At 61.3% G+C, this 19,284-nt stretch carries 20 protein-coding genes; 7 read left to right on the top strand and 13 right to left on the bottom strand.

Annotated elements, in window-relative coordinates; genetic code table 11:
* Nucleotides 1–13: 13 nt before the first annotated feature.
* From rlmH to JBE38_RS20370, 4 genes are all read right to left on the bottom strand, one after another.
* Nucleotides 14–481 (bottom strand): 23S rRNA (pseudouridine(1915)-N(3))-methyltransferase RlmH, encoded by a 468-nt coding sequence (rlmH, locus tag JBE38_RS20355; protein WP_003176297.1) that lies wholly within the window; start codon nucleotides 479–481, stop codon nucleotides 14–16.
* Between the two features lie 9 nt (nucleotides 482–490).
* A complete protein-coding gene (rsfS, locus tag JBE38_RS20360) occupies nucleotides 491–985 on the bottom strand; it encodes a ribosome silencing factor (protein WP_003176298.1) in 495 nt (164 codons plus the stop codon).
* 69 nt (nucleotides 986–1,054) lie between these two features.
* A complete protein-coding gene (nadD, locus tag JBE38_RS20365; RefSeq protein ID WP_060754729.1) occupies nucleotides 1,055–1,699 on the bottom strand; it encodes a nicotinate-nucleotide adenylyltransferase in 645 nt (214 codons plus the stop codon).
* Nucleotides 1,699–2,964, bottom strand: a complete 1,266-nt coding sequence (locus tag JBE38_RS20370; RefSeq protein WP_090365639.1) for a glutamate-5-semialdehyde dehydrogenase — start codon at nucleotides 2,962–2,964, stop codon at nucleotides 1,699–1,701. The genes nadD and JBE38_RS20370 overlap by 1 nt, the downstream gene beginning before the upstream one ends.
* 174 nt (nucleotides 2,965–3,138) lie before the next feature.
* On the opposite strand from JBE38_RS20370, the gene JBE38_RS20375 reads away from it, so the two are divergent.
* Both JBE38_RS20375 and JBE38_RS20380 read left to right on the top strand, forming a co-directional pair.
* Entirely contained in the window at nucleotides 3,139–3,822 is a 684-nt protein-coding gene (locus JBE38_RS20375) for a DNA-3-methyladenine glycosylase (protein WP_060754731.1), read from the top strand.
* Nucleotides 3,823–3,847: 25 nt separating this feature from the next.
* The gene (locus JBE38_RS20380; protein WP_161548430.1) at nucleotides 3,848–5,164 is read left to right on the top strand and encodes a bifunctional DedA family/phosphatase PAP2 family protein; all 1,317 of its coding nucleotides are present in this window, start codon (nucleotides 3,848–3,850) and stop codon (nucleotides 5,162–5,164) included.
* On the opposite strand, the gene JBE38_RS20385 is transcribed toward JBE38_RS20380, so the two are convergent.
* The 3 genes from JBE38_RS20385 to JBE38_RS20395 are packed head-to-tail and all read right to left on the bottom strand — an operon-like array spanning nucleotide 5,158 to nucleotide 6,839.
* On the bottom strand, nucleotides 5,158–5,751 hold the full coding sequence (locus JBE38_RS20385; RefSeq protein WP_060754733.1) for an LON peptidase substrate-binding domain-containing protein: 594 nt from the start codon (nucleotides 5,749–5,751) through the stop codon (nucleotides 5,158–5,160). The two genes, JBE38_RS20380 and JBE38_RS20385, sit on opposite strands and share 7 nt — an antisense overlap.
* A 21-nt stretch (nucleotides 5,752–5,772) precedes the next feature.
* Nucleotides 5,773–6,489, bottom strand: coding sequence for an LrgB family protein (locus JBE38_RS20390; RefSeq protein WP_090365634.1), 717 nt, complete (start codon nucleotides 6,487–6,489; stop codon nucleotides 5,773–5,775).
* Complete coding sequence (locus JBE38_RS20395; RefSeq protein ID WP_090365632.1) at nucleotides 6,486–6,839, bottom strand: CidA/LrgA family protein; 354 nt, start codon at nucleotides 6,837–6,839, stop codon at nucleotides 6,486–6,488. Before JBE38_RS20395 ends, JBE38_RS20390 begins: the two co-directional genes overlap by 4 nt.
* Nucleotides 6,840–6,999: 160 nt before the next feature.
* Between JBE38_RS20395 and JBE38_RS20400 the strand changes: the two genes are divergently transcribed.
* The 3 genes from JBE38_RS20400 to JBE38_RS20410 all read left to right on the top strand — a co-directional run bounded on the left by JBE38_RS20400 (nucleotide 7,000) and on the right by JBE38_RS20410 (nucleotide 9,951).
* Nucleotides 7,000–7,455: a MaoC family dehydratase gene (locus JBE38_RS20400; RefSeq protein WP_003194496.1), complete on the top strand. Its 456-nt coding sequence runs from the start codon at nucleotides 7,000–7,002 to the stop codon at nucleotides 7,453–7,455.
* A 105-nt stretch (nucleotides 7,456–7,560) separates the two neighbouring features.
* The gene (locus tag JBE38_RS20405) at nucleotides 7,561–9,279 is read left to right on the top strand and encodes a C13 family peptidase (RefSeq protein WP_060754737.1); all 1,719 of its coding nucleotides are present in this window, start codon (nucleotides 7,561–7,563) and stop codon (nucleotides 9,277–9,279) included.
* A 30-nt stretch (nucleotides 9,280–9,309) separates the two neighbouring features.
* Complete coding sequence (locus JBE38_RS20410) at nucleotides 9,310–9,951, top strand: oxidoreductase (protein ID WP_090365631.1); 642 nt, start codon at nucleotides 9,310–9,312, stop codon at nucleotides 9,949–9,951.
* Nucleotides 9,952–10,018: 67 nt separating this feature from the next.
* Here JBE38_RS20410 and JBE38_RS28080 read toward each other — a convergent pair whose 3' ends face one another.
* The 6 genes from JBE38_RS28080 to JBE38_RS20440 all read right to left on the bottom strand — a co-directional run bounded on the left by JBE38_RS28080 (nucleotide 10,019) and on the right by JBE38_RS20440 (nucleotide 15,713).
* Entirely contained in the window at nucleotides 10,019–10,258 is a 240-nt protein-coding gene (locus JBE38_RS28080) for a YceK/YidQ family lipoprotein (protein WP_446731251.1), read from the bottom strand.
* A 94-nt stretch (nucleotides 10,259–10,352) separates the two neighbouring features.
* Nucleotides 10,353–10,637, bottom strand: coding sequence for a YceK/YidQ family lipoprotein (locus tag JBE38_RS20420; protein ID WP_205344995.1), 285 nt, complete (start codon nucleotides 10,635–10,637; stop codon nucleotides 10,353–10,355).
* Complete coding sequence (gene ubiX / locus JBE38_RS20425) at nucleotides 10,630–11,259, bottom strand: flavin prenyltransferase UbiX (protein ID WP_205344996.1); 630 nt, start codon at nucleotides 11,257–11,259, stop codon at nucleotides 10,630–10,632. The genes JBE38_RS20420 and ubiX overlap by 8 nt, the downstream gene beginning before the upstream one ends.
* Nucleotides 11,256–12,605, bottom strand: a complete 1,350-nt coding sequence (gene mpl / locus JBE38_RS20430; protein ID WP_205344997.1) for a UDP-N-acetylmuramate:L-alanyl-gamma-D-glutamyl-meso-diaminopimelate ligase — start codon at nucleotides 12,603–12,605, stop codon at nucleotides 11,256–11,258. Before mpl ends, ubiX begins: the two co-directional genes overlap by 4 nt.
* 154 nt (nucleotides 12,606–12,759) lie before the next feature.
* On the bottom strand, nucleotides 12,760–13,683 hold the full coding sequence (locus tag JBE38_RS20435; RefSeq protein ID WP_060754742.1) for a hypothetical protein: 924 nt from the start codon (nucleotides 13,681–13,683) through the stop codon (nucleotides 12,760–12,762).
* A gap of 98 nt (nucleotides 13,684–13,781) precedes the next feature.
* Nucleotides 13,782–15,713: a sigma-54-dependent Fis family transcriptional regulator gene (locus JBE38_RS20440; RefSeq protein ID WP_205344998.1), complete on the bottom strand. Its 1,932-nt coding sequence runs from the start codon at nucleotides 15,711–15,713 to the stop codon at nucleotides 13,782–13,784.
* A gap of 271 nt (nucleotides 15,714–15,984) precedes the next feature.
* Between JBE38_RS20440 and exaC the strand changes: the two genes are divergently transcribed.
* Together exaC and eat are read left to right on the top strand one after the other, a co-directional pair.
* Nucleotides 15,985–17,505, top strand: a complete 1,521-nt coding sequence (gene exaC, locus JBE38_RS20445; protein WP_090365625.1) for an acetaldehyde dehydrogenase ExaC — start codon at nucleotides 15,985–15,987, stop codon at nucleotides 17,503–17,505.
* A gap of 340 nt (nucleotides 17,506–17,845) precedes the next feature.
* Nucleotides 17,846–19,279, top strand: coding sequence for an ethanolamine permease (eat, locus tag JBE38_RS20450; RefSeq protein ID WP_104996071.1), 1,434 nt, complete (start codon nucleotides 17,846–17,848; stop codon nucleotides 19,277–19,279).
* The last annotated feature ends 5 nt before the right edge of the window (nucleotides 19,280–19,284 follow it).

Genomic DNA, 19,284 nt, shown 5'->3' on the forward strand with positions numbered 1-19,284 from the left:
GGAGGGGCGCAGACTATTTGTGGTAAGGGTGCCCGGACAGCACTGTCCAGGCGCGATACAGCTGTTCACCGATCAGGATCCTTACCAACGGGTGCGGCAACGTCAGCGCCGACAGCGACCAGCGCTGGTCGGCCCGCGCACAGACTTCCGGGGCCAGCCCTTCGGGGCCGCCGACCATGAAGTTGACGGTGCGCGAGTCCAGGCGCCAGCGATCCAGCTCCACCGCCAACTGCTCGGTGCTCCAGGGTTTGCCGTGCACTTCGAGGGTGACTATGCGCTCGTTGGGGCCGACCTTGGCCAGCATGGCTTCGCCTTCCTGACGGATAAAGCGAGCCACGTCGGCATTCTTGCCCCGGGTATTGAGCGGTATTTCCACCAGTTCCAGCGACAGCTCAGCGGGCAGACGCTTGGCATACTCGTGCCAGCCTTCTTCCACCCACTTGGGCATGCGTGAACCGACAGCGATCAGACGCAGGCGCACAGCCGTTCCTTATTCCTGGTCTTTGTTGAGCTTGTCGAAGTGTGCGTGGCCCACTTCCGGGCTGTGGTGCTTGCCGTCAGCCGCGCGGCTCTGCTCGGCGCCTTTCCACAGACGCTCCAGGTCGTAGAACTGGCGGGCGTTGGACGTCATCATGTGAACGATCACGTCGTCCATGTCCAGCAGCACCCAGTCGCTGTCGCCCTTGCCTTCTTCACCCAGCGGCTTCACGCCCTGGGCTTTGACGGCTTCGCGGACCTTGTCCAGCATCGCGCCGATCTGGCGGTTCGAAGTACCGGTGGCGATGATCATGAAGTCGGTGATGCTCTGCTTGTCGCGTACGTCCAGCACCTGGATGTCCTGGGCCTTGACGTCTTCCAGGGCGGCCACGGCAACCTTCACCAGCTCTTCGCCGGCCAGCTCCGGGCCAACATGGGCTTCAACCGGCAGTGGCGCGCTTTTGAAGGTGCCTTTGCGCTTAACTTTGCTTACGTCTTTGTTCGTCATATAAAACTCGTTTTGCTCGTATGTTCGGGCGCTCGCTGCACGACTGTGCGTGCGTTCAAGCGCGCCTTTTCAGTTCGACGCACGGTAAAGCCCGTGCGCATCGATGTAGGCCAGGACCGCGTCAGGCACCAGGAAACGTACCGACTTCCCGCTGGCCAGCAGTTGACGGATCTGGGTGGCGGACACCGCAAGCGGGGTCTGCCAGACGAATGCAATATTCCCGTTCGGCCCGGTCAGGGCCAAGGGGTCACTTACCGACCGCGCGGCCAGCAGGTTGCGCAAGGCATCCGGCGGTTCGCTGTCGGCATCCGGGCGTTGCAAAACCAGGATGTGGCAATGCTGGAGGAGTTCCTCCCAGCGATGCCAAGAGGGCAGGCCGCAAAATGCGTCCCAGCCCAAAAGCAGAAACAACTGGTCATCCGCAGCCAACTCGGCGCGCATCAGCTCCAGGGTGTCAACAGTGTAGGACGGTTTATCGCGCTTGAGCTCGCGGTCGTCCATCACCAGCGGCGCAATGCCCTCCACCGCCAGGCGCACCATTTCCAGGCGCTGCTGCGGTGACACCTGCGGCGTATCACGATGCGGCGGCCGTGCGTTGGGCATCATGCGCAGCTCATCCAGCGCGAGGGCATCCGCGACTTCCAGCGCGCTGCGCAAATGGCCGATATGCACGGGGTCGAAGGTACCGCCGAGCAGCCCGATGCGTTTAGTCATCAAGTGCGCACATGACCGTCGCCGAACACCACGTATTTCTCGCTGGTCAGGCCTTCCAGGCCCACCGGGCCGCGAGCGTGCAGCTTGTCGGTGGAGATACCGATCTCCGCCCCCAGGCCATACTCGAAGCCGTCGGCAAAACGCGTCGAGGCGTTGATCATCACCGAAGCGGAGTCCACTTCGTTGAGGAAACGCCGGGCATCGCTGAAATGCTCGGAAACGATGGCGTCGGTGTGCTTGGAACCGTAGGTGTTGATGTGTTCGATGGCTTCGTCCAGGTCGTCGACAATCTTGATCGACAGGATCGGCGCGGTGTATTCGGTGTACCAGTCCAGCTCGGTCGCTTCGATCACGTCCGCGCCCAGCAACGCACGGGTACGCACACAACCGCGCAGTTCCACGCCCTTGTCCCGGTAGATGGCAGCCAGCGGCGGCAGCACGCGCTCGGCAATGCCGGCGTGCACCAACAGGGTTTCCATGGTGTTGCACGGAGCGTAGCGGTGGGTCTTGGCGTTGTCGGCAATGCGGATGGCCTTGTCGATATCGGCGGCGACGTCGATGAACACGTGGCACACGCCGTCCAGGTGCTTGATCACTGGCACCTTGGCATCACGGCTGACGCGCTCGATCAGGCTCTTGCCACCGCGTGGCACGATGACGTCGACAAACTCCGGCATGGTGATCAGCGCACCTACGGCAGCGCGGTCGGTGGTTTCCACCACTTGCACCACTTCGGCCGGCAACTCGGCCACTGCCAGGCCCTGCTGAATGCACGCGGCAATGGCGCGGTTGGAATTGATCGCCTCGGAACCGCCGCGCAGGATGGTGGCATTGCCGGACTTGAGGCACAGGCTCGCGGCGTCGATGGTCACGTTCGGGCGCGACTCATAGATGATGCCGATCACGCCCAGGGGCACGCGCATCTTGCCGACCTGGATGCCGGACGGCAGGTAGCGCATATCGCGGATTTCACCGATGGGGTCAGGCAGCTTGGCCACCTGACGCAGGCCTTCGATCATGTCGTCGATACGCGCCGGGGTCAGCGCCAGGCGGTCCAGCAGGGCTGGCTCAAGGCCATTGGCGCGGCCGTTGGCCAGGTCCAGCTCGTTGGCGGCGGTCAGCTCGGAGCGCGAGGCGTCCAGAGCATCGGCGGCGGCCATCAGGGCGCGGTTCTTCTGCGCGGTGCTCGCACGGGCGATCAATCGCGAGGCCTGACGGGCGGCGCGACCCAGGCGGGTCATGTAGTCAAGAACGGACTCAGTCATAGTCAGGGAGTCTTGGCAGGGAGGAAAGCGGCAGATTATAGCTGTGACGCCGCTCGACTGACAGCGGTGAGGGGCGGATGGTCGAAATGAACTGTAAAAATCCGAGGTTCAGCGGTAATTAAGGTGGGAGTTGTTATGATTCCGTCACATTTAGCCGTATTCCCCCCTACCGCCATGTCGATTTTTTTGCCCGAACACCCCGCCAGCGCGCTGCCCGACAGCTTTTTCGACCGCGACGCGCAAATGCTTGCACGCGATTTACTCGGAAAAGTCATACGTCATCGCGTCGGCGATCTCTGGCTTTCAGCGCGAATTATTGAAACCGAAGCCTACTACGTGGCCGAAAAAGGCAGCCACGCCTCACTCGGCTACACAGAAAAGCGTAAGGCTTTGTTTCTGGATGGTGGTCATATCTATATGTATTACGCCCGCGGTGGCGATTCGCTGAACTTCAGCGCCAAGGGCCCCGGCAATGCCGTGCTGATCAAATCAGCCTATCCCTGGGTCGACGAAGTGTCCGGCCCGGCCAGCCTGGCGCAGATGCTGCTGAACAACCCGGACGCCAACGGCCACCCGCGCCCCTCGCACAAGCTGTGCGCCGGCCAGACCCTGCTGTGCAAAGCGCTGGGTCTGAAAGTGCCGATGTGGGACGCCAAACGTTTTGACCCGCAATCGCTCTACGTGGAAGACGTCGGCCAGGCGCCGACGCATATCCTCCAGACCACTCGCCTGGGCATCCCCAGCGGGCGCGACGAACACCTGATGTACCGCTTTGTCGATGCCGGCTACGCCGCTTATTGCACGCGGAACCCGCTGCGCCGGGGCCAGGTCGAAGGCCGCGATTATTTTTTATTGTGAACAAGGCATGTGGGAGTGAGGATTTATGAGCCAATGGCTCGATAGCATTACCGGCTGGCTGACGCTGAACCCCGAATGGCTGGCGGTGGCGGTGTTTGTCGTCGCGTGCGTGGAGTGCCTGGCCATTGCCGGGCTGATCGTACCCGGCACGGTGTTGCTGTTTGCGATTGCCGCGCTGGCGGGCAGCGGCGCGCTGTCCTTGAGTGAAACCCTGTTGCTGGGCTTCCTCGGCGGCTTGCTGGGAGATGGGGTTTCCTACTACCTGGGCCGACACTTCCATCAGAATATCCGGCGCCTGCCCGGCCTGCGCCACCATCCAGAATGGATGAACGGTGCCGAAACCTATTTCCACAAGTACGGCATCGCCAGTCTGTTGGTAGGACGGTTCATAGGCCCGTTGCGCCCCATGCTGCCGATGGTGGCCGGCATGTGCGACATGCCCTTCCCACGCTTCGCCGCCGTGAGCCTTGTGGCGGCGGCAGGTTGGTCGGTGGCCTATCTGTTGCCGGGCTGGGCGACGGGCGCAGCGTTCCGCTTGCCGCTGCCCGAAGGCTTCTGGCCCCAGGCCGGGGTGGTCGCCGCCTGCCTCGCGGTGCTGCTGGGGCTGAGCTTGAACGCCAGCTTGCGCGGCCATCGTCGTGCCACTTTATGGATAGGCTGCGCCAGCCTGACGCTATTGGTTGCACTGTTTATCGGCTACCCGCACCTCGACGCGTTCGATCAGGGCTTGAGCGCACTGGTGCAGGAACACCGCAGCCCGTGGCTGGACGAGGCCATGGTGATGGTCACCCAGTTGGGCGAGTTCAAGAAGATGTTTGTCGCCAGCGCCGTGTTCACCGGCCTGCTGTTCTTGGCGCGGCAATGGCGCCATGCCCTGTTCGTCGGCGCGACCTTGGCCGGGGCGGCGGTGATCAACACGGGCACCAAGTTGTTTTTCGCTCGTGGCCGCCCTGAAATCCTCACCGACCCCTTGACCAGTTTCAGCATGCCCAGCGGGCACGCCTCAGGTTCATTTGCGTTCTTCCTCGCCCTGGCCGTGCTGGCCGGTCGCGGCCAACCCACACGCCTGCGCCTGACCTGGCTGCTGCTGGGCTGCATTCCCGCCGCATTCATCGCGCTGTCACGGGTTTACCTGGGCGCGCATTGGCCAACGGATATTCTGGCCGGCACGCTGCTGGCGATGAGCGTGTGTGCCTTGAGCCTGACCGCCAGCCAATACCGCAGCCCGCTGCCCGCCATGCCGCAAAAAACCTGGTGGTTGCTGTTGCCGGTGATCGTGGCGGTGCTGAGTGTCATCGCCTTCACCGGCACCTCCAGCGCCCTGCTGCGCTACGCCTACTGAGCGAAAAGTTCGCCCTGCAACTCGTCGAGCAACATCTGGATGGCATCCAACCGTTGTTGCGGATCGTCGAGTTGCAGCAGGTCGACCTTGTCCGCCTCGGTGAACGGCAGTAGATAAGCCAGTTGATTGCCCAGGGCCTGCTGGCCCTCGGCCTGGGTGCCCATGTCCAGCGAGGCAACCATCGGGTGTTCGGCCAGGGCCTGCAGCAGCGCCAGCAGGTCTGCATCCTCCTCTTCCAGCGGCTGGTCCGGCAGCTCTTCGAGCCATTGCACCTCGGCCACCAGCAACTGGTCTTTCTGCACACCGGCCTCCCGCACGCGAAAACGCCGCCCGCCTTCGACACGAATGCCCAACAGGCCGTTGTCCTGCTGCTTGAAGTCGCGGATCAACGCTTCACAGCCGATCAGCGCGTAACCGTCGGGCGCCTGGCCGACCTCCTTGCCATCGAGGATGCACACCACGCCGAAGCTTTCGCCCCGTTTCATGCAACGGCTGATCATGTCCAGGTAACGCGCCTCGAACAGCTGCAAATCGAGGGTGCAGCCTGGGAACAGCACGGTATTGAGCGGGAACAGCGCCAGACTCATAAAGGTTTCCTTAACCCCGGTTTAAACGATCACCGACACGGCCAACGGCAGGAACACTGCCGTGGCCACGCCCATCAGACTCATGGCCAGCGCCGCAAAGGCGCCGCACTCTTCGCTTTCCTGCAAGGCCACCGACGTGCCCACCGCGTGGGCGGTCATGCCCAGGGCCATGCCACGCGCTTCAGGGCTGCGCACGCCCAGTGCCGACAGGTACGCCGGCCCGATCATCGCGCCGATCACTCCGGTGATCAGCACAAACACCGCCGCCAACGCCGCCACGCCGCCGATCTGCTCAGCCACCAGCATGGCGATCGGTGAAGTCACCGACTTGGGTGCCATGGTCATCAACATCATATGCTCGGCACCAAACCACCAGCCCAGCCACACGCACAGGCCGGTGGCCAATACCCCGCCTACCACCAGCGTAGTAAAAATCGGCCAGAATAATTGGCGAATCCGCCGCAAATTCAGATAAAGCGGTACAGCCAGGGCGACGGTCGCGGGGCCGAGCAGGATGCCCATGATCTCGGTGCTCTTGCGGTATTCGGTGTAACTCAGGCCACAGGTGAGCAGCACCGCGACCACCAGCAACATGGAGACCAGCACGGGTTGCAAGAAGATCCAGCGGGTTTTCTCGAAACCGGCCAACACCAGTTGATAGGCGCCCAGGGTGATGCCGATACCGAATAGCGGATGATGAATCACCGCCACCCACGCGCCCGACCAGTCGAAGGTCATTGGTCCTTCTCCTTGCGCTTGACCAGCTGTTGCATCAGCACGCCGACAAAGCCCATGGCGATCACCAACGACACCACCAGCGCACCGACGATAGCCCAGAAGTCGGCGGCAATGTCCTTGGCGTACACCATCACCCCCACCGCCGGCGGCACCAGTAGCAGCGGCAAGTAACGCAACAGGCTGCCGGCCGCCAGGCTCAGGGGCTCGCCAACTTCACCGCGCCAGATCAGGAAACCCAGCATCAGCAGCAAGCCAATGATCGGCCCCGGCAGCACCGGCAACAGCAAGTGGTTGATCGCCGTACCGATCAATTGAAACAGCACCAGCCAGGTCAGGCCACGTAACAGCATCCGCTCTCTCCCCCCTCAAGACTCGCCCGCATTATAAGCATGCCCGCCCTATGCTCCGGCATTCGCCAAAGGCATGGTGGGTTGACCGGGCTGATTGCCCATGATGATCTACCATGGATCTGGCCCCCTATAAAAAACCGATGAACCAAGGAGAGTCGCAATGCCCTATGTACCTGTAGCGCAGCTCAAAGATTATGTCGGCAAGGAACTGGGACGTTCCGAATGGCTCACCATCGACCAGGCGCGTATCAACCTGTTCGCCGAAGCCACGGGCGATCATCAGTTCATCCACGTCGATCCGGTCAAGGCCGCCCAGACACCGTTCGGCAGCACCATCGCCCACGGTTTCCTGTCGCTGTCGCTGATGCCCAAGCTGATGGAAGACATCCTGATCATGCCCGAGGGCCTGAAGATGGCGGTCAACTATGGCCTGGACAGCGTACGTTTCATCCAGCCGGTGAAAGTGAACTCCAAGGTCCGCCTGAACGTCACCCTCACCGACGTCACTGAGAAGAAACCTGGCCAATGGCTATTTAAAGCCACCGCCACCCTGGAAATCGAAGGCCAGGAAAAACCCGCTTACATCGCCGAGTCGCTGTCACTCTGCTTCGTGTAACGGCGTGCCTGTGGTGAGGTGATAAACCTTGCCACAGTGTATGTAAATTTATGTATGAACCTCGCAGCTGCGGCATACTCGGCGCTCAATTATCCGGATCCCGCTATGCGCCCACTTGCTCCCCTTGCCCTTGCCCTGTTGCTCACCGCTTGCGGAGACGGCGAATCGCTGTTGCCGCCCGATGCGCGCCTGCCCGATGGCGGCCGCTATCGTGGCGATGTGGTCGACGGTTTGTTGCAAGGCCAGGGCCGTGTGGACTACCCCAACGGCAGTTGGTACGCCGGCCATTTCGACAAGGGCCAGTGGCACGGCCAAGGCGAATGGCATGGCAGCAACGGCGAGGTCTATAAAGGCCAGTTCAAGCAAGGCTTGTTCGACGGTCAGGGCAGCCTGACCACCCCGGGCAGCAGCTACGTCGGCGGGTTCAAAAACGGTCGACGCAACGGCGAAGGCACCCTCAAAGAAGGGCAGATGACCTATCGCGGCGAGTTCCTCGACGACCAGTATTCCGGCCTCGGTCGCCTCGAGCTGGCTGATGGCAGCCAGTACCAGGGGCAGTTCGCCCACGGCAAACCCAATGGCGAAGGCCAGCGCAACGACGACAGCGGCAACCAGTTCAGCGGCCACTTCGTCGATGGCCAGCTCGAAGGCAATGGCACCTTCAACAGCGCCGACGGTGATATCTATGTCGGCCAGTTCAAGCAGAACCAGCTCAACGGCAAAGGCCGCTATGAAAACGCCGACGGCGACGTGTGGATCGGCCAGTTCAAGGAAGGCGCACTGAGCGGCAAGGGCGAGCTGATCGGCATCGATGGCAGCCACTATGTGGGCCAGTTCAGCGAATGGCGCTTTACCGGCGAGGGTCGCCTGAACCTCACCGATGGCAGCTTCTATATCGGTGGTTTCGACAGCGACAACTATCAAGGCAAAGGCACCCTCGTCCTCACCGACGGCACGGTACAGGCCGGCACCTGGGTCAACGGCATGCGCGTGCGTGATGCCGACGGCAAGCTGCTGCCCGACCCGCTGGAAATCGGCGTGCTGGCCCAAGGCCGCTTGCTCGAGGCGGCCCTCGCGGCGGTGCCGCCCTCCACGCCCGCCGTCGAGCTCTACACCTTGGCCATAGCCGGCGATGGCAAGCAAAGCGTGTTCCTGCGCGAAGCCGACTACGTCAGCAATATGCTCGCCAGCCGCTTCGGTGCGCGAGGGCAGATTCGCCTGGTCAACCACCGCGACCATATCACCGACCGCCCGCTGGCCACTCGCGAGAGCCTGCGCCGCGCCGTGCAGACCCTGGCCGAACGCACCGGGCCGGAAGACCTGGTGTTCATTTACATGACCAGCCACGGCACCCACGAACATGAGTTCGTGCTGGACCAGCCGCGCATGGAACTGGCCGACCTGCCCGCCGACGAATTGGCCGCCGTGCTCGAGCCGCTGAAAAACCGTGACAAGATCATCGTAATCTCCGCCTGCTATTCCGGCGGCTTCATTCCGGCACTCAAGGATGAACGCACCTTGATCATGACCGCTTCGCGCGCTGATCGCGTGTCCTTCGGCTGCTCAGAAGAAGCAGACTTTACCTACTTTGGCGATGCCCTTTTCGTACAGGCTTTCAACCAGACCGACGATTTACAACACGCGTTCAAGCTGGCACAACTACACGTGGCCGAGCGCGAACAAGCTGACAACTTCGAAGCCTCGGAACCGCAGATGTGGGCCCCCAAAGGCGTGATTGCCCATTGGCAACTCTTACGTAAACAGCAGGCCCGAAAGGCGCTCGAAAGCGTCTCAATGAATAGCAAGGAAGCCAAAGGCAACTAAGCTGTAACGTGTAACAAGGGGGGAAACACCATGTACCTGACACCTCAACATATCCTGTTGGCCGGAGCTTCCGGGCTGACCGGCGAGCATCTGCTCGACCGCTTGCTCAACGAGCCTACGGTGACCCGCGTACTGGCGCCGAGCCGCAAACCCCTGGCCGAACACCCGCGCCTGGAGAACCCTGTAGGTGACCCCGCCGTGCTTCTGCCGCAACTGGGTGGCCAGGTGGATATCGCCTTCTGCTGCCTGGGCACCACCATCAAGCAAGCGGGCTCGGAAGCCGCCTTTCGCGCCGTTGACCTGGACATGGTGGTGGCCTTTGCCAAGCGCGCACGGGAATTGGGCGCGCGCCACTTGATCGTGATCAGCGCCATTGGCGCCGATCCGAAATCCTCGATTTTCTACAACCGGGTCAAAGGCGAAATGGAGCTGGCGTTGAAGGCACAGGACTGGCCGCAACTGACCATCGTGCGGCCTTCGCTATTGCTGGGGGAGCGCCTGGAGCCGCGATTGGCCGAACAATTGGCCGGGCCATTGTCGCGATTGATCCCGGGCAAATACCGCGGCATCGAAGTCTGTGAACTGGCCCGCGCCATGTGGCGTCTGGCGCTGGAAGAGCAGGATGGCGTGCGGGTGGTGGAGTCGGACGAGCTGCGCAAGCTCGGCAAATAACCCACTTAAAGACCTGAAAACACAAAACCCTGTGGGAGGGGGCTTGCTCCCGATAGCGGCAGGTCAGTTACAGATAAGCTGACTGACATACTGCTATCGGGAGCAAGCCCCCTCCCACAATGGTTTTATGTTGTTTTGAAGCCCCCGACAGTGGCAACAACAGCGTATCCAAGACTGCGCTTGCCGGTAGATCCATGCCAGAGATGGAGTGCGGGTACTGAAGTCGGATGAGCTGCGCACGCTCGGCAAATAACCCATTTAAAGACCTGGCAACACAAAAACCTGTGGGAGGGGGCTTGCTCCCGATGGCGGCAGGTCAGTTACAGATAAGCTGACTGGCACACTGCTATCGGGAGCAAGCCCCCTCCCACAATGGTTTTGTGGGGTTTTGAAGACTCAGGTCAGAGGCCACCCGTTGCGTTGAATCCCACGCCCAGTACCGTCAACACCGACAGTGGCAACAGCAGCGTATCCAGGACTGCGCTTGCCGGTAGGTCCACGCCAGGATAAGCCGGGGCCTCAGCGCCAAACCGGTCCTTGGCGCAGCAACCGCCGTTCATTGCATACAGGTCCAAGCGCGTGCCGGCATACACTACCGGCGCGCCAGGTTGCGCCGCATCCAGCGTGCGTGCGGTCGCGCAGCCCGTCAGTTGCAGCGCCAGTAACAGCAACAGCGCCTTACTCATCATTGCTCAGATGATGTTCACCCCAACGTGGCAGCATGTCCTGGGGAATATTCAGCAGGTTCAGAATGCGCGCCACCACGAAATCCACCAGGTCATCGATGGTCTGCGGCTGGTGATAGAAGCCTGGCGAGGCCGGCAAGATGGTCACGCCCATGTTCGACAACTTCAGCATGTGTTCCAGGTGAATGCTCGAATACGGCGCTTCGCGTGGCACCAGGATCAACTGGCGACGCTCCTTCAGCGTCACATCCGCCGCCCGCTCGATCAGGTTGTTACAAGCACCCGTCGCAATCGCCGACAAGGTACCGGTGGAACACGGCACCACCACCATCGCGGCCGGCGCGCCGGAGCCGGAGGCGACCGGCGACATCCAGTCTTCTTTGCCGTAGACCTTGATCTGCCCCGCCGCCGCACCGGTGTATTCGGTGAGGAACGCCTGCATCGTCTGGACCTTGGCCGGCAGCGCGACATCGGTCTCGGTCGCCATCACCAACTGCGCCGCCTTGGAGATCAGGAAGTGCACTTCACGGTCTTCGCGTACCAGGCAATCGAGCAGGCGCAGCCCATAGGGCGCGCCGGAGGCGCCGGTCATCGCCAGGGTGACGCGCTCGGGGCCGCTCATTTCAGCGCCTCGGCCAATTTACCGTGCAGGCCGCCAAAACCGCCGTTGCTCATCACCACGACGTGAGTGCCAGGCGTGACCCGTTGCTTGACGTGTTCGATGATGCCTTCGATCGAATCACAGACCTTCGACGGCACCGTGCACAGCGCCGCAATGGCCGGCAGGTCCCACCCCAGGTTGGCCGGCGCGTACCAGACCACATGATCGGCGTCGTTGACGCTTTCCGGCAAGCCATCACGGTGCGCACCAAGCTTCATCGAATTGGAGCGCGGCTCGACAATGGCAATGATCGGCGCGTCGCCAACACGTTTGCGCAGGCCGTCCAGGGTGGTGGCAATCGCCGTCGGATGGTGGGCGAAGTCGTCGTAGATCGTCACCCCATTCACCTCGGCGACCTTTTCCATACGGCGCTTGACGCTCTTGAAAGCGCTCAACGCGGCAATCCCCATGGAGGGCACCACGCCCACATGGCGTGCCGCCGCCAGGGTGACCAACGCGTTGGCGACGTTGTGCTGGCCGGTCATGCCCCAATCGACAATGCCCTGGGACTCACCCTCAAACAGCACTTCAAACCTTGAACCATCGCCGCTCAGCAGTTTGACCTGCCACTGCCCGTGCGCGCCGGTGGTTTGCACCGGGGTCCAGCAGCCCATCTCGATCACGCGCTGCAACGCAGGCTCAGTGGTCGGGTGGATAACCAGGCCTTCACTCGGGATGGTGCGCACCAGATGATGGAACTGCCGCTCGATCGCTGCCAGGTCAGGGAAGATATCCGCGTGATCGAACTCAAGGTTGTTCAATATCGCCGTGCGCGGGCGGTAATGGACAAATTTGGAACGCTTGTCGAAGAACGCGCTGTCGTACTCATCCGCCTCAATCACGAAGAACGGCGTATCGCCGAGGCGCGCCGACACCGAGAAGTTCTGCGGTACACCGCCGATCAGGAAACCCGGGCTCATGCCCGCGTGCTCCAGCACCCAGGCCAGCATGCTGCTGGTGGTGGTCTTGCCGTGCGTGCCGGCCACCGCCAACACCCAGCGGCCTTGCAACACATGGTCCGCCAGCCACTGCGGGCCGGAGACATAAGGCAAACCTTTATTGAGCACGTACTCGACCGCCGGGTTGCCACGGGACATGGCATTGCCGATCACTACCAGGTCGGGCACCGGGTCGAATTGCGACGGGTCATAGCCTTGGGTCAGCTCGATGCCCTGTGCCTCGAGTTGCGTGCTCATGGGGGGGTAGACGTTGGCATCGGAGCCGGTGACATGATGGCCCAACTCTTTGGCCAGAACCGCCATCGAGCCCATGAATGTGCCGCAGATACCAAGAATATGAATGTGCATAGTCGACCTCGTAAAACATCGAGGCAGGTTAGCGCAGGGAGGGGCAAATGGCACTCTTTTACCTACACACGGCGCTTGCCCTGGCAGGCTGCCGCCCCCTCCCCCCGGAGTCCGATGCCCGGACACTGCGCCAGTACCCGACCAAACGCTATTATTAAACGACTTGCGCAGATTCCTGAGGCGCCTCTTCCTGCAAGACATTAAGCATACGAACAATCATTTTCTGGATAACTTCGTTTCTCTTATCCAGCACATCAAGGCGCGACGTCATGGAAGTTTCAGGCGTCAGCAATGGATTTTTATAAGGTTTGAAGATGAACTCGTTATGTTCGGCGAGCGCTTTCAAGGAAGTTTCGGCGGCGTCATATAACTTTTCCAGATGATCAAGACGTGCACTCGACTCAGTTGGCCAGCCTGCCGACTTATCCAAAGCAAGCCCCTTACCTCCCTCGGCAAATGACTGGATGGTATTAACCGTCAACAGCAGCTTTAATTCCGCGTTTTCCAGGCGTAACTGCAGATCTTGCGCCGATGGCTTGGGCAGCTCATTGCCCAAGCCTGCCACCCCTTTGGACTGTTGGCTGGGTGCCGGCTGGTGCGCCGCAGGCAACAAGGGCGTATTGGCGGAGAACGCGCCCTTGATCTGCTCACCACTCCAGACGGAGCCTGCATAGGTCGCAATGCTCAGGGGCGTGCTGACCAGCCCATTGACCGCCGCATTGACAAAAGCGTCGCGGGTCACCGTTTTCAAGTCTGGCCCAGTCTTGAAAACACCCGCCTTGACCAAGCGGTCCGCCGTGATCATGTTCTGTACAACGTCACCCATCGTCTTTGGAGCAGGGTGCGAATGTGAAGGAAGCTTGGCACCCGCGGCACCAGGACTCTTCATATCCAACAAGAGTTTTTTGAAGTTCTGATTAGCTAGCACTCGATGGGGATCAGACGGAACGTTGGGCAAGTTCGTACGGGGAACAGGTAGGTACTTACCTGCAGTACCCGCAGCAGGTACCTCAACTTTTGGCGGGCTGATTTTATGGAGAGCACTTTTAAACGGGTTAAAAATAGCGGGAATTCTCATCGCAATCACCTTATTGAGCCAATCATTCAGTGGCACTCAATAAGTGGAAAAAAAAATTCCCCAGTTCCACATATCCACACACAGTAGAAACTACATAATTACCCCTGTTCACGTTTAATACGCAACTCGACGCCATACTTACGCAACTTTCGATAGAGGGTATTACGGCTGACCCCCAACTGCTCGGCGGCACGGGTCATCTGCCAGCGCTGTTGTTCCAGGACGCTGACCAACGCCAGGCGCTCGGCATCCTCCAGCATCGAGCGGGACGGCACATCCGCCACGCCTTGGCGCGGTGACGCCTGGCGAATCATGGCGGGCAAGTCATCCAGGCCGATCCATTCGTCATCGCACAACGCGACCAACGTGCGTAACACCGTACGCAACTGCCGCACATTGCCCGGCCAGGCATACGCCAACAGTGCCTGGCGCGCTGCGGCGTGCAGCGAAACCGGCTGCCCGCTGGCTTCCTGCTCCAGCACAAACGCCAGCAACTGCTCTTTATCAGTGCGCTCACGCACTGCGGGCAAAGAAACTTCCAGGCCGTTCAGTCGATAGTACAAGTCCTCTCGAAAGCTGCCTTCCTGCACGCGCTCAATCAGATTGCGGTGCGTGGCGCTGACAATTCTGACATTCACCGCCTGGGGCTCGCCGCCCAGGGGCACCACCATGCGATCTTCCAGCACCCTCAAGAGCCGCGATTGCAACGCGAGCGGCATGTCACCGATTTCATCGAGGAACAGCGTACCCCCGTCGGCCTGTTGCAACTTGCCCTGCATGCCCTCCTTACGGGCGCCAGTAAAGCTGCCGGCACGATAACCAAACAGTTCACTTTCAATCAGGCTTTCCGGGATGGCCGCACAGTTGAGGGCGATAAAGGCTTTATCGGCGCGCTGACTGGCCTGGTGCACGGCCTTGGCGAACGCTTCCTTGCCGGACCCGGTTTCACCGCTGACCAGCAACGGTACGTCGCGCTCGAAAACCCGCAGCGCCTTGCGAAAATCGTTTTGCAGGGCCGGATCGCCCAGGCAGATCCCCGGTTGGCGAGGCGGCTCGCTCTTCACCGCAGGAACCGGCATGGCGACCGGTACGCTGCGCGACTGCCCCCTCACAGCGGCGAACAACTGCCGGCCATCACGGGTGCGCAGCGGCCAACTGGCCGTGGCATTGGCGCTGGCCCGGCCCAGCAGCAAGTCCAGGGAGCAGTCGAAATAGGCTTCCACCGGCTGCCCCAACAGGCCACTGCGCCCCTGCCCCAGCAGGTTCAATGCGCTCTGATTGACCGCACAGATACGCCCGTCGCCATCGAACGCCACCAGCCCTTCGCTGAACAGCCCCACCGACTCGGCTTGCAGGTGAAAGCGCAACAGCCAGTGATGTTCAAAATGCCGCAGGAAATAGCAGCTCTCGATCATCTTCGCCGACAGGTTCACCAGTGCCATGGTGTGGAACTGGCTCTGGCGCGAGACCGCCTCCCGCGCAGATGACACATCCAGCACCGCGAGCAATTCACCTTGCGGGTCGAACACCGGGCTCGCCGAGCAGGTCAGCCCGGTATGACGGCCGCGAAAATGCTCGTCGCGGTGAATGGTCAGGGACTGGCGCTCCACCAGGCAGGTGCCGATGCCATTGGTGCCCTCACAGGCCTCGCTCCAATCGGCGCCGAGCCACAGCCCGGCGCGCTCGAAAATCTTGCGCTCGGACGGCGCGGTCACACAGTTGAGGATCACCCCGCGCGCATCGGTGAGCAGCACGGCATGGCCGGCGCCCGATAATTGCTGGTGCAGGCTGTTCATTTCGCTGCCCGCAATGTGCAGCACTTGTTGCAGGCGCTCGCGGCTTTCCAGCAGGCGGCCGTGTTCAAGCACGGTGGGGGCGAGGGTCTGGGCGGGGTCGAGGTGATAGTCCTCCAGGCAGCGCAGCCAGGAGCGGGCGATGGACGGGTCGCTGCCCGGGCCCTGGGAAAGGTCTTGCCCACGGGTGACGGTCAAGACTTGCTGGGCATGGCGACTGAAATGATCGTTGTGCATGTTCTTATTATTCTCCCTGCGTGAGAACAGCCAGCATCCCCCAGCCATCCGACCATTGCAATCCCGGGCAGACTCACCGGTCACAGGCTGTATCGCGTGTGGCACAAACTGTCACACCGCCTGTACCAGCTACGTCACAGCAATGCCTTGCAACAAACCCTAACCCCTTGATTTGCCTGGCTCGCGCAGCAGTGGCCCAACCTTTGCTCTACGCTTTATCAAGCGCTTTGCGCTGCACTCCAATAAACATAAAAGCCAGGAGATACCCACCATGCGTTACGCACACCCCGGTACTGAAGGCGCGATCGTTTCGTTCAAGGCCAAGTACGGCAACTACATTGGTGGCGAATTCGTTGCGCCTGTCGAGGGCAACTATTTCACCAACACCTCGCCGGTCAACGGCAAGCCTATCGCCGAATTCCCCCGTTCCACAGCCAAAGACATCGACAAGGCGCTGGACGCCGCCCATGCCGCCGCTGACGGCTGGGGCAAGACCTCGGCCCAGGACCGCTCGCTGGTGCTGCTGAAAATCGCCGACCGCATCGAGCAGAACCTCGAACTGCTGGCCATCACCGAAACCTGGGACAACGGCAAGGCCGTGCGTGAAACCCTCAACGCCGACATCCCGCTGGCCGCCGACCATTTCCGCTACTTCGCCGGTTGCATCCGTGCCCAGGAAGGCACTAGCGCCGAAATCAACGAACACACCGCCGCCTACCACTTCCACGAACCCCTGGGCGTAGTCGGCCAGATCATCCCGTGGAACTTCCCGCTGCTGATGGCCGCGTGGAAACTCGCCCCGGCCCTGGCCGCCGGCAACTGCGTGGTGCTCAAGCCTGCCGAGCAAACCCCGCTGGGGATCAACGTGCTGCTGGAAGTGATCGGCGACCTGCTGCCGCCGGGCGTGCTGAACGTGGTGCATGGCTTCGGCAAAGAAGCCGGCGAAGCCCTGGCCACCAGCAAGCGCATCGCCAAGATCGCCTTCACCGGTTCCACGCCGGTGGGCTCGCACATCATGCATGCAGCGGCCACCAACATTATTCCGTCCACCGTTGAACTGGGTGGCAAGTCGCCGAACATCTTCTTCGAAGACATCATGAAGGCCGAGCCTTCGTTTATCGAAAAAGCCGCCGAAGGCCTGGTGCTGGCGTTCTTCAACCAAGGTGAAGTGTGCACCTGCCCGTCGCGGGCGCTGGTGCAAGAGTCGATCTACGACGACTTCATGAAGGTGGTGATGAAGAAGATCGAACAGATCAAACGGGGCGACCCGCTGGACACCGACACCATGGTCGGCGCCCAGGCGTCCGAGCAGCAGTTCGACAAGATCTTGTCCTACCTGGATATCGCCAAGGGCGAAGGTGCGCAACTGCTGACCGGCGGTAAGGTCGAGCAGCTCAGCGGCGACATGGCCGGCGGCTATTACATCCAGCCGACCCTGCTCAAGGGCAACAACCAGATGCGCGTGTTCCAGGAAGAAATCTTCGGCCCGGTGGTGAGCATCACCACCTTCAAGGACGAAGCCGAAGCCCTGGCCATTGCCAACGACACCGAGTTCGGCCTGGGCGCCGGTGTATGGACCCGCGACATCAACCGCGCCTACCGCATGGGCCGGGCGATCAAGGCCGGTCGCGTGTGGACCAACTGCTACCACCTGTACCCGGCGCATGCCGCGTTTGGCGGTTACAAGAAATCCGGCGTGGGCCGTGAAACGCACAAGATGATGTTGGATCACTACCAGCAGACTAAAAACTTGCTGGTCAGTTACGACATTAATCCGTTGGGCTTTTTCTAACTAATACCCCTCTCCTGCATTTGAAATGCACTCAACTGTGGGAGGGGGCTTGCCCTAATGCCAGTCAGTTAAAGGGTGGGATGTAGAACACATCATCTGTAGTGAGCGGGCTTGCCCCGCGCTGGGTGGCGCAGCCGCCCCAAACCCAGGCACCTCGGTCCTCCTGAAATACCGCGGCGTCTTTGTTGGGGCGGCTTTGCCACCCAGCGCGGGACAAGCCCGCTCACTACAGAGTTTGGTGCGGCAGATTCTCTTAACTGACTGGCATTAGGGCTTGCCCCCTCCCACATTCGGCACACAGAGGCCGAGTTAAAAACAATAAGAATGGAAGGTACTTCCCATGCCTAGCGAACCCACGAGTTCTTCCGTCGACTTCGAAAAAGTCGACTCCGAATACTTCCAACAACGCGAACTGAAAAAAGGCGCCGCCGGCTGGGTGCTGTTGGTCGGCCTTGGCGTTGCCTATGTCATCTCCGGCGACTACGCCGGGTGGAACTTCGGCCTGGCCCAAGGTGGCTGGGGCGGCATGTTCCTGGCGACATTGCTGATGGCCACCATGTACCTGTGCATGTGTTTTTCCCTGGCCGAACTGTCCTCGATGATCCCAACCGCCGGCGGCGGCTACGGGTTTGCCCGCAGTGCCTTCGGCCCTTGGGGCGGGTTCCTCACGGGCACCGCCATCCTGATTGAATACGCCATTGCGCCAGCCGCCATCGCGGTGTTTATCGGGGCTTATTGCGAGTCGCTGTTCGGCATTGGCGGCTGGATGATTTACCTCGCGTTCTACATCATTTTTATCGGCATCCACATCTTCGGCGTGGGCGAAGCCCTGAAGCTGATGTTTGTGATCACCGCCATCGCAGCCATTGCCCTGGGGGTGTTCCTGGTGTCGATGGCGCCGCACTTCAACGTCGCCAACCTGTTGGATATACCGGTGACGCAAGCCAAGGGCGCCAGCACCTTCCTGCCCTTCGGCTACGTCGGGGTGTGGGCGGCGATCCCCTATGCGATCTGGTTTTTCCTCGCCGTAGAGGGCGTGCCCCTGGCCGCCGAAGAAACCAAGAACCCCAAGCGCGACCTGCCTCGGGGCCTGATCGGCGCCATTGTGGTGCTGACCAGTTTCGCCTTGCTGATTCTGGTCATTGCACCCGGCGGCGCGGGCACCTATGCGCTGATCAAGTCGGGTAACCCGCTGGTTGAAGCGCTGGCGCTGTCCTACGGCGGTTCGACCTGGATGGGCGGCTTCGTCAACCTGGTTGGCCTGGCCGGGTTGATCGCCAGCTTTTTCTCGATTATCTACGCGTATTCGCGGCAGATCTTCGCCTTGTCCCGCGCCGGTTACCTGCCGCGCAAACTGTCCCAGACCACCAAAAGCAAAGCACCGGTCTTTGCCTTGGTGATCCCCGGCATCATCGGCTTTGGCCTGTCGCTGACCGGCCAAGGTGATTTGCTGATTCTGGTGGCGGTGTTTGGCGCGACCATTTCCTACGTACTGATGATGGCCGCGCACATCACCTTGCGCATCCGCCGCCCCAAAATGGACCGTCCGTACCGCACACCGGGCGGGATCTTTACCTCGGGTGTCGCCCTGGTGCTGGCCTGCGTGGCCGTGGTGGCGGGCTTTCTGGTCGACCCTCGCGTCGTCATTGGCGCCGCGATCATCTATGGAGTATTAATTGCTTACTTTGCTTTCTACAGCCGGCATCACTTGGTAGCAGGCACGCCGGAAGAGGAATTCGCGGCGATCCAGGCCGCGGAAGCCGCCTTGCACTGAAATGC

This window comes from Pseudomonas sp. ICBG1301, from assembly GCF_016918385.1.
In the GTDB taxonomy this organism is placed as follows: Bacteria; Pseudomonadota; Gammaproteobacteria; order Pseudomonadales; family Pseudomonadaceae; genus Aquipseudomonas; species Aquipseudomonas palleroniana.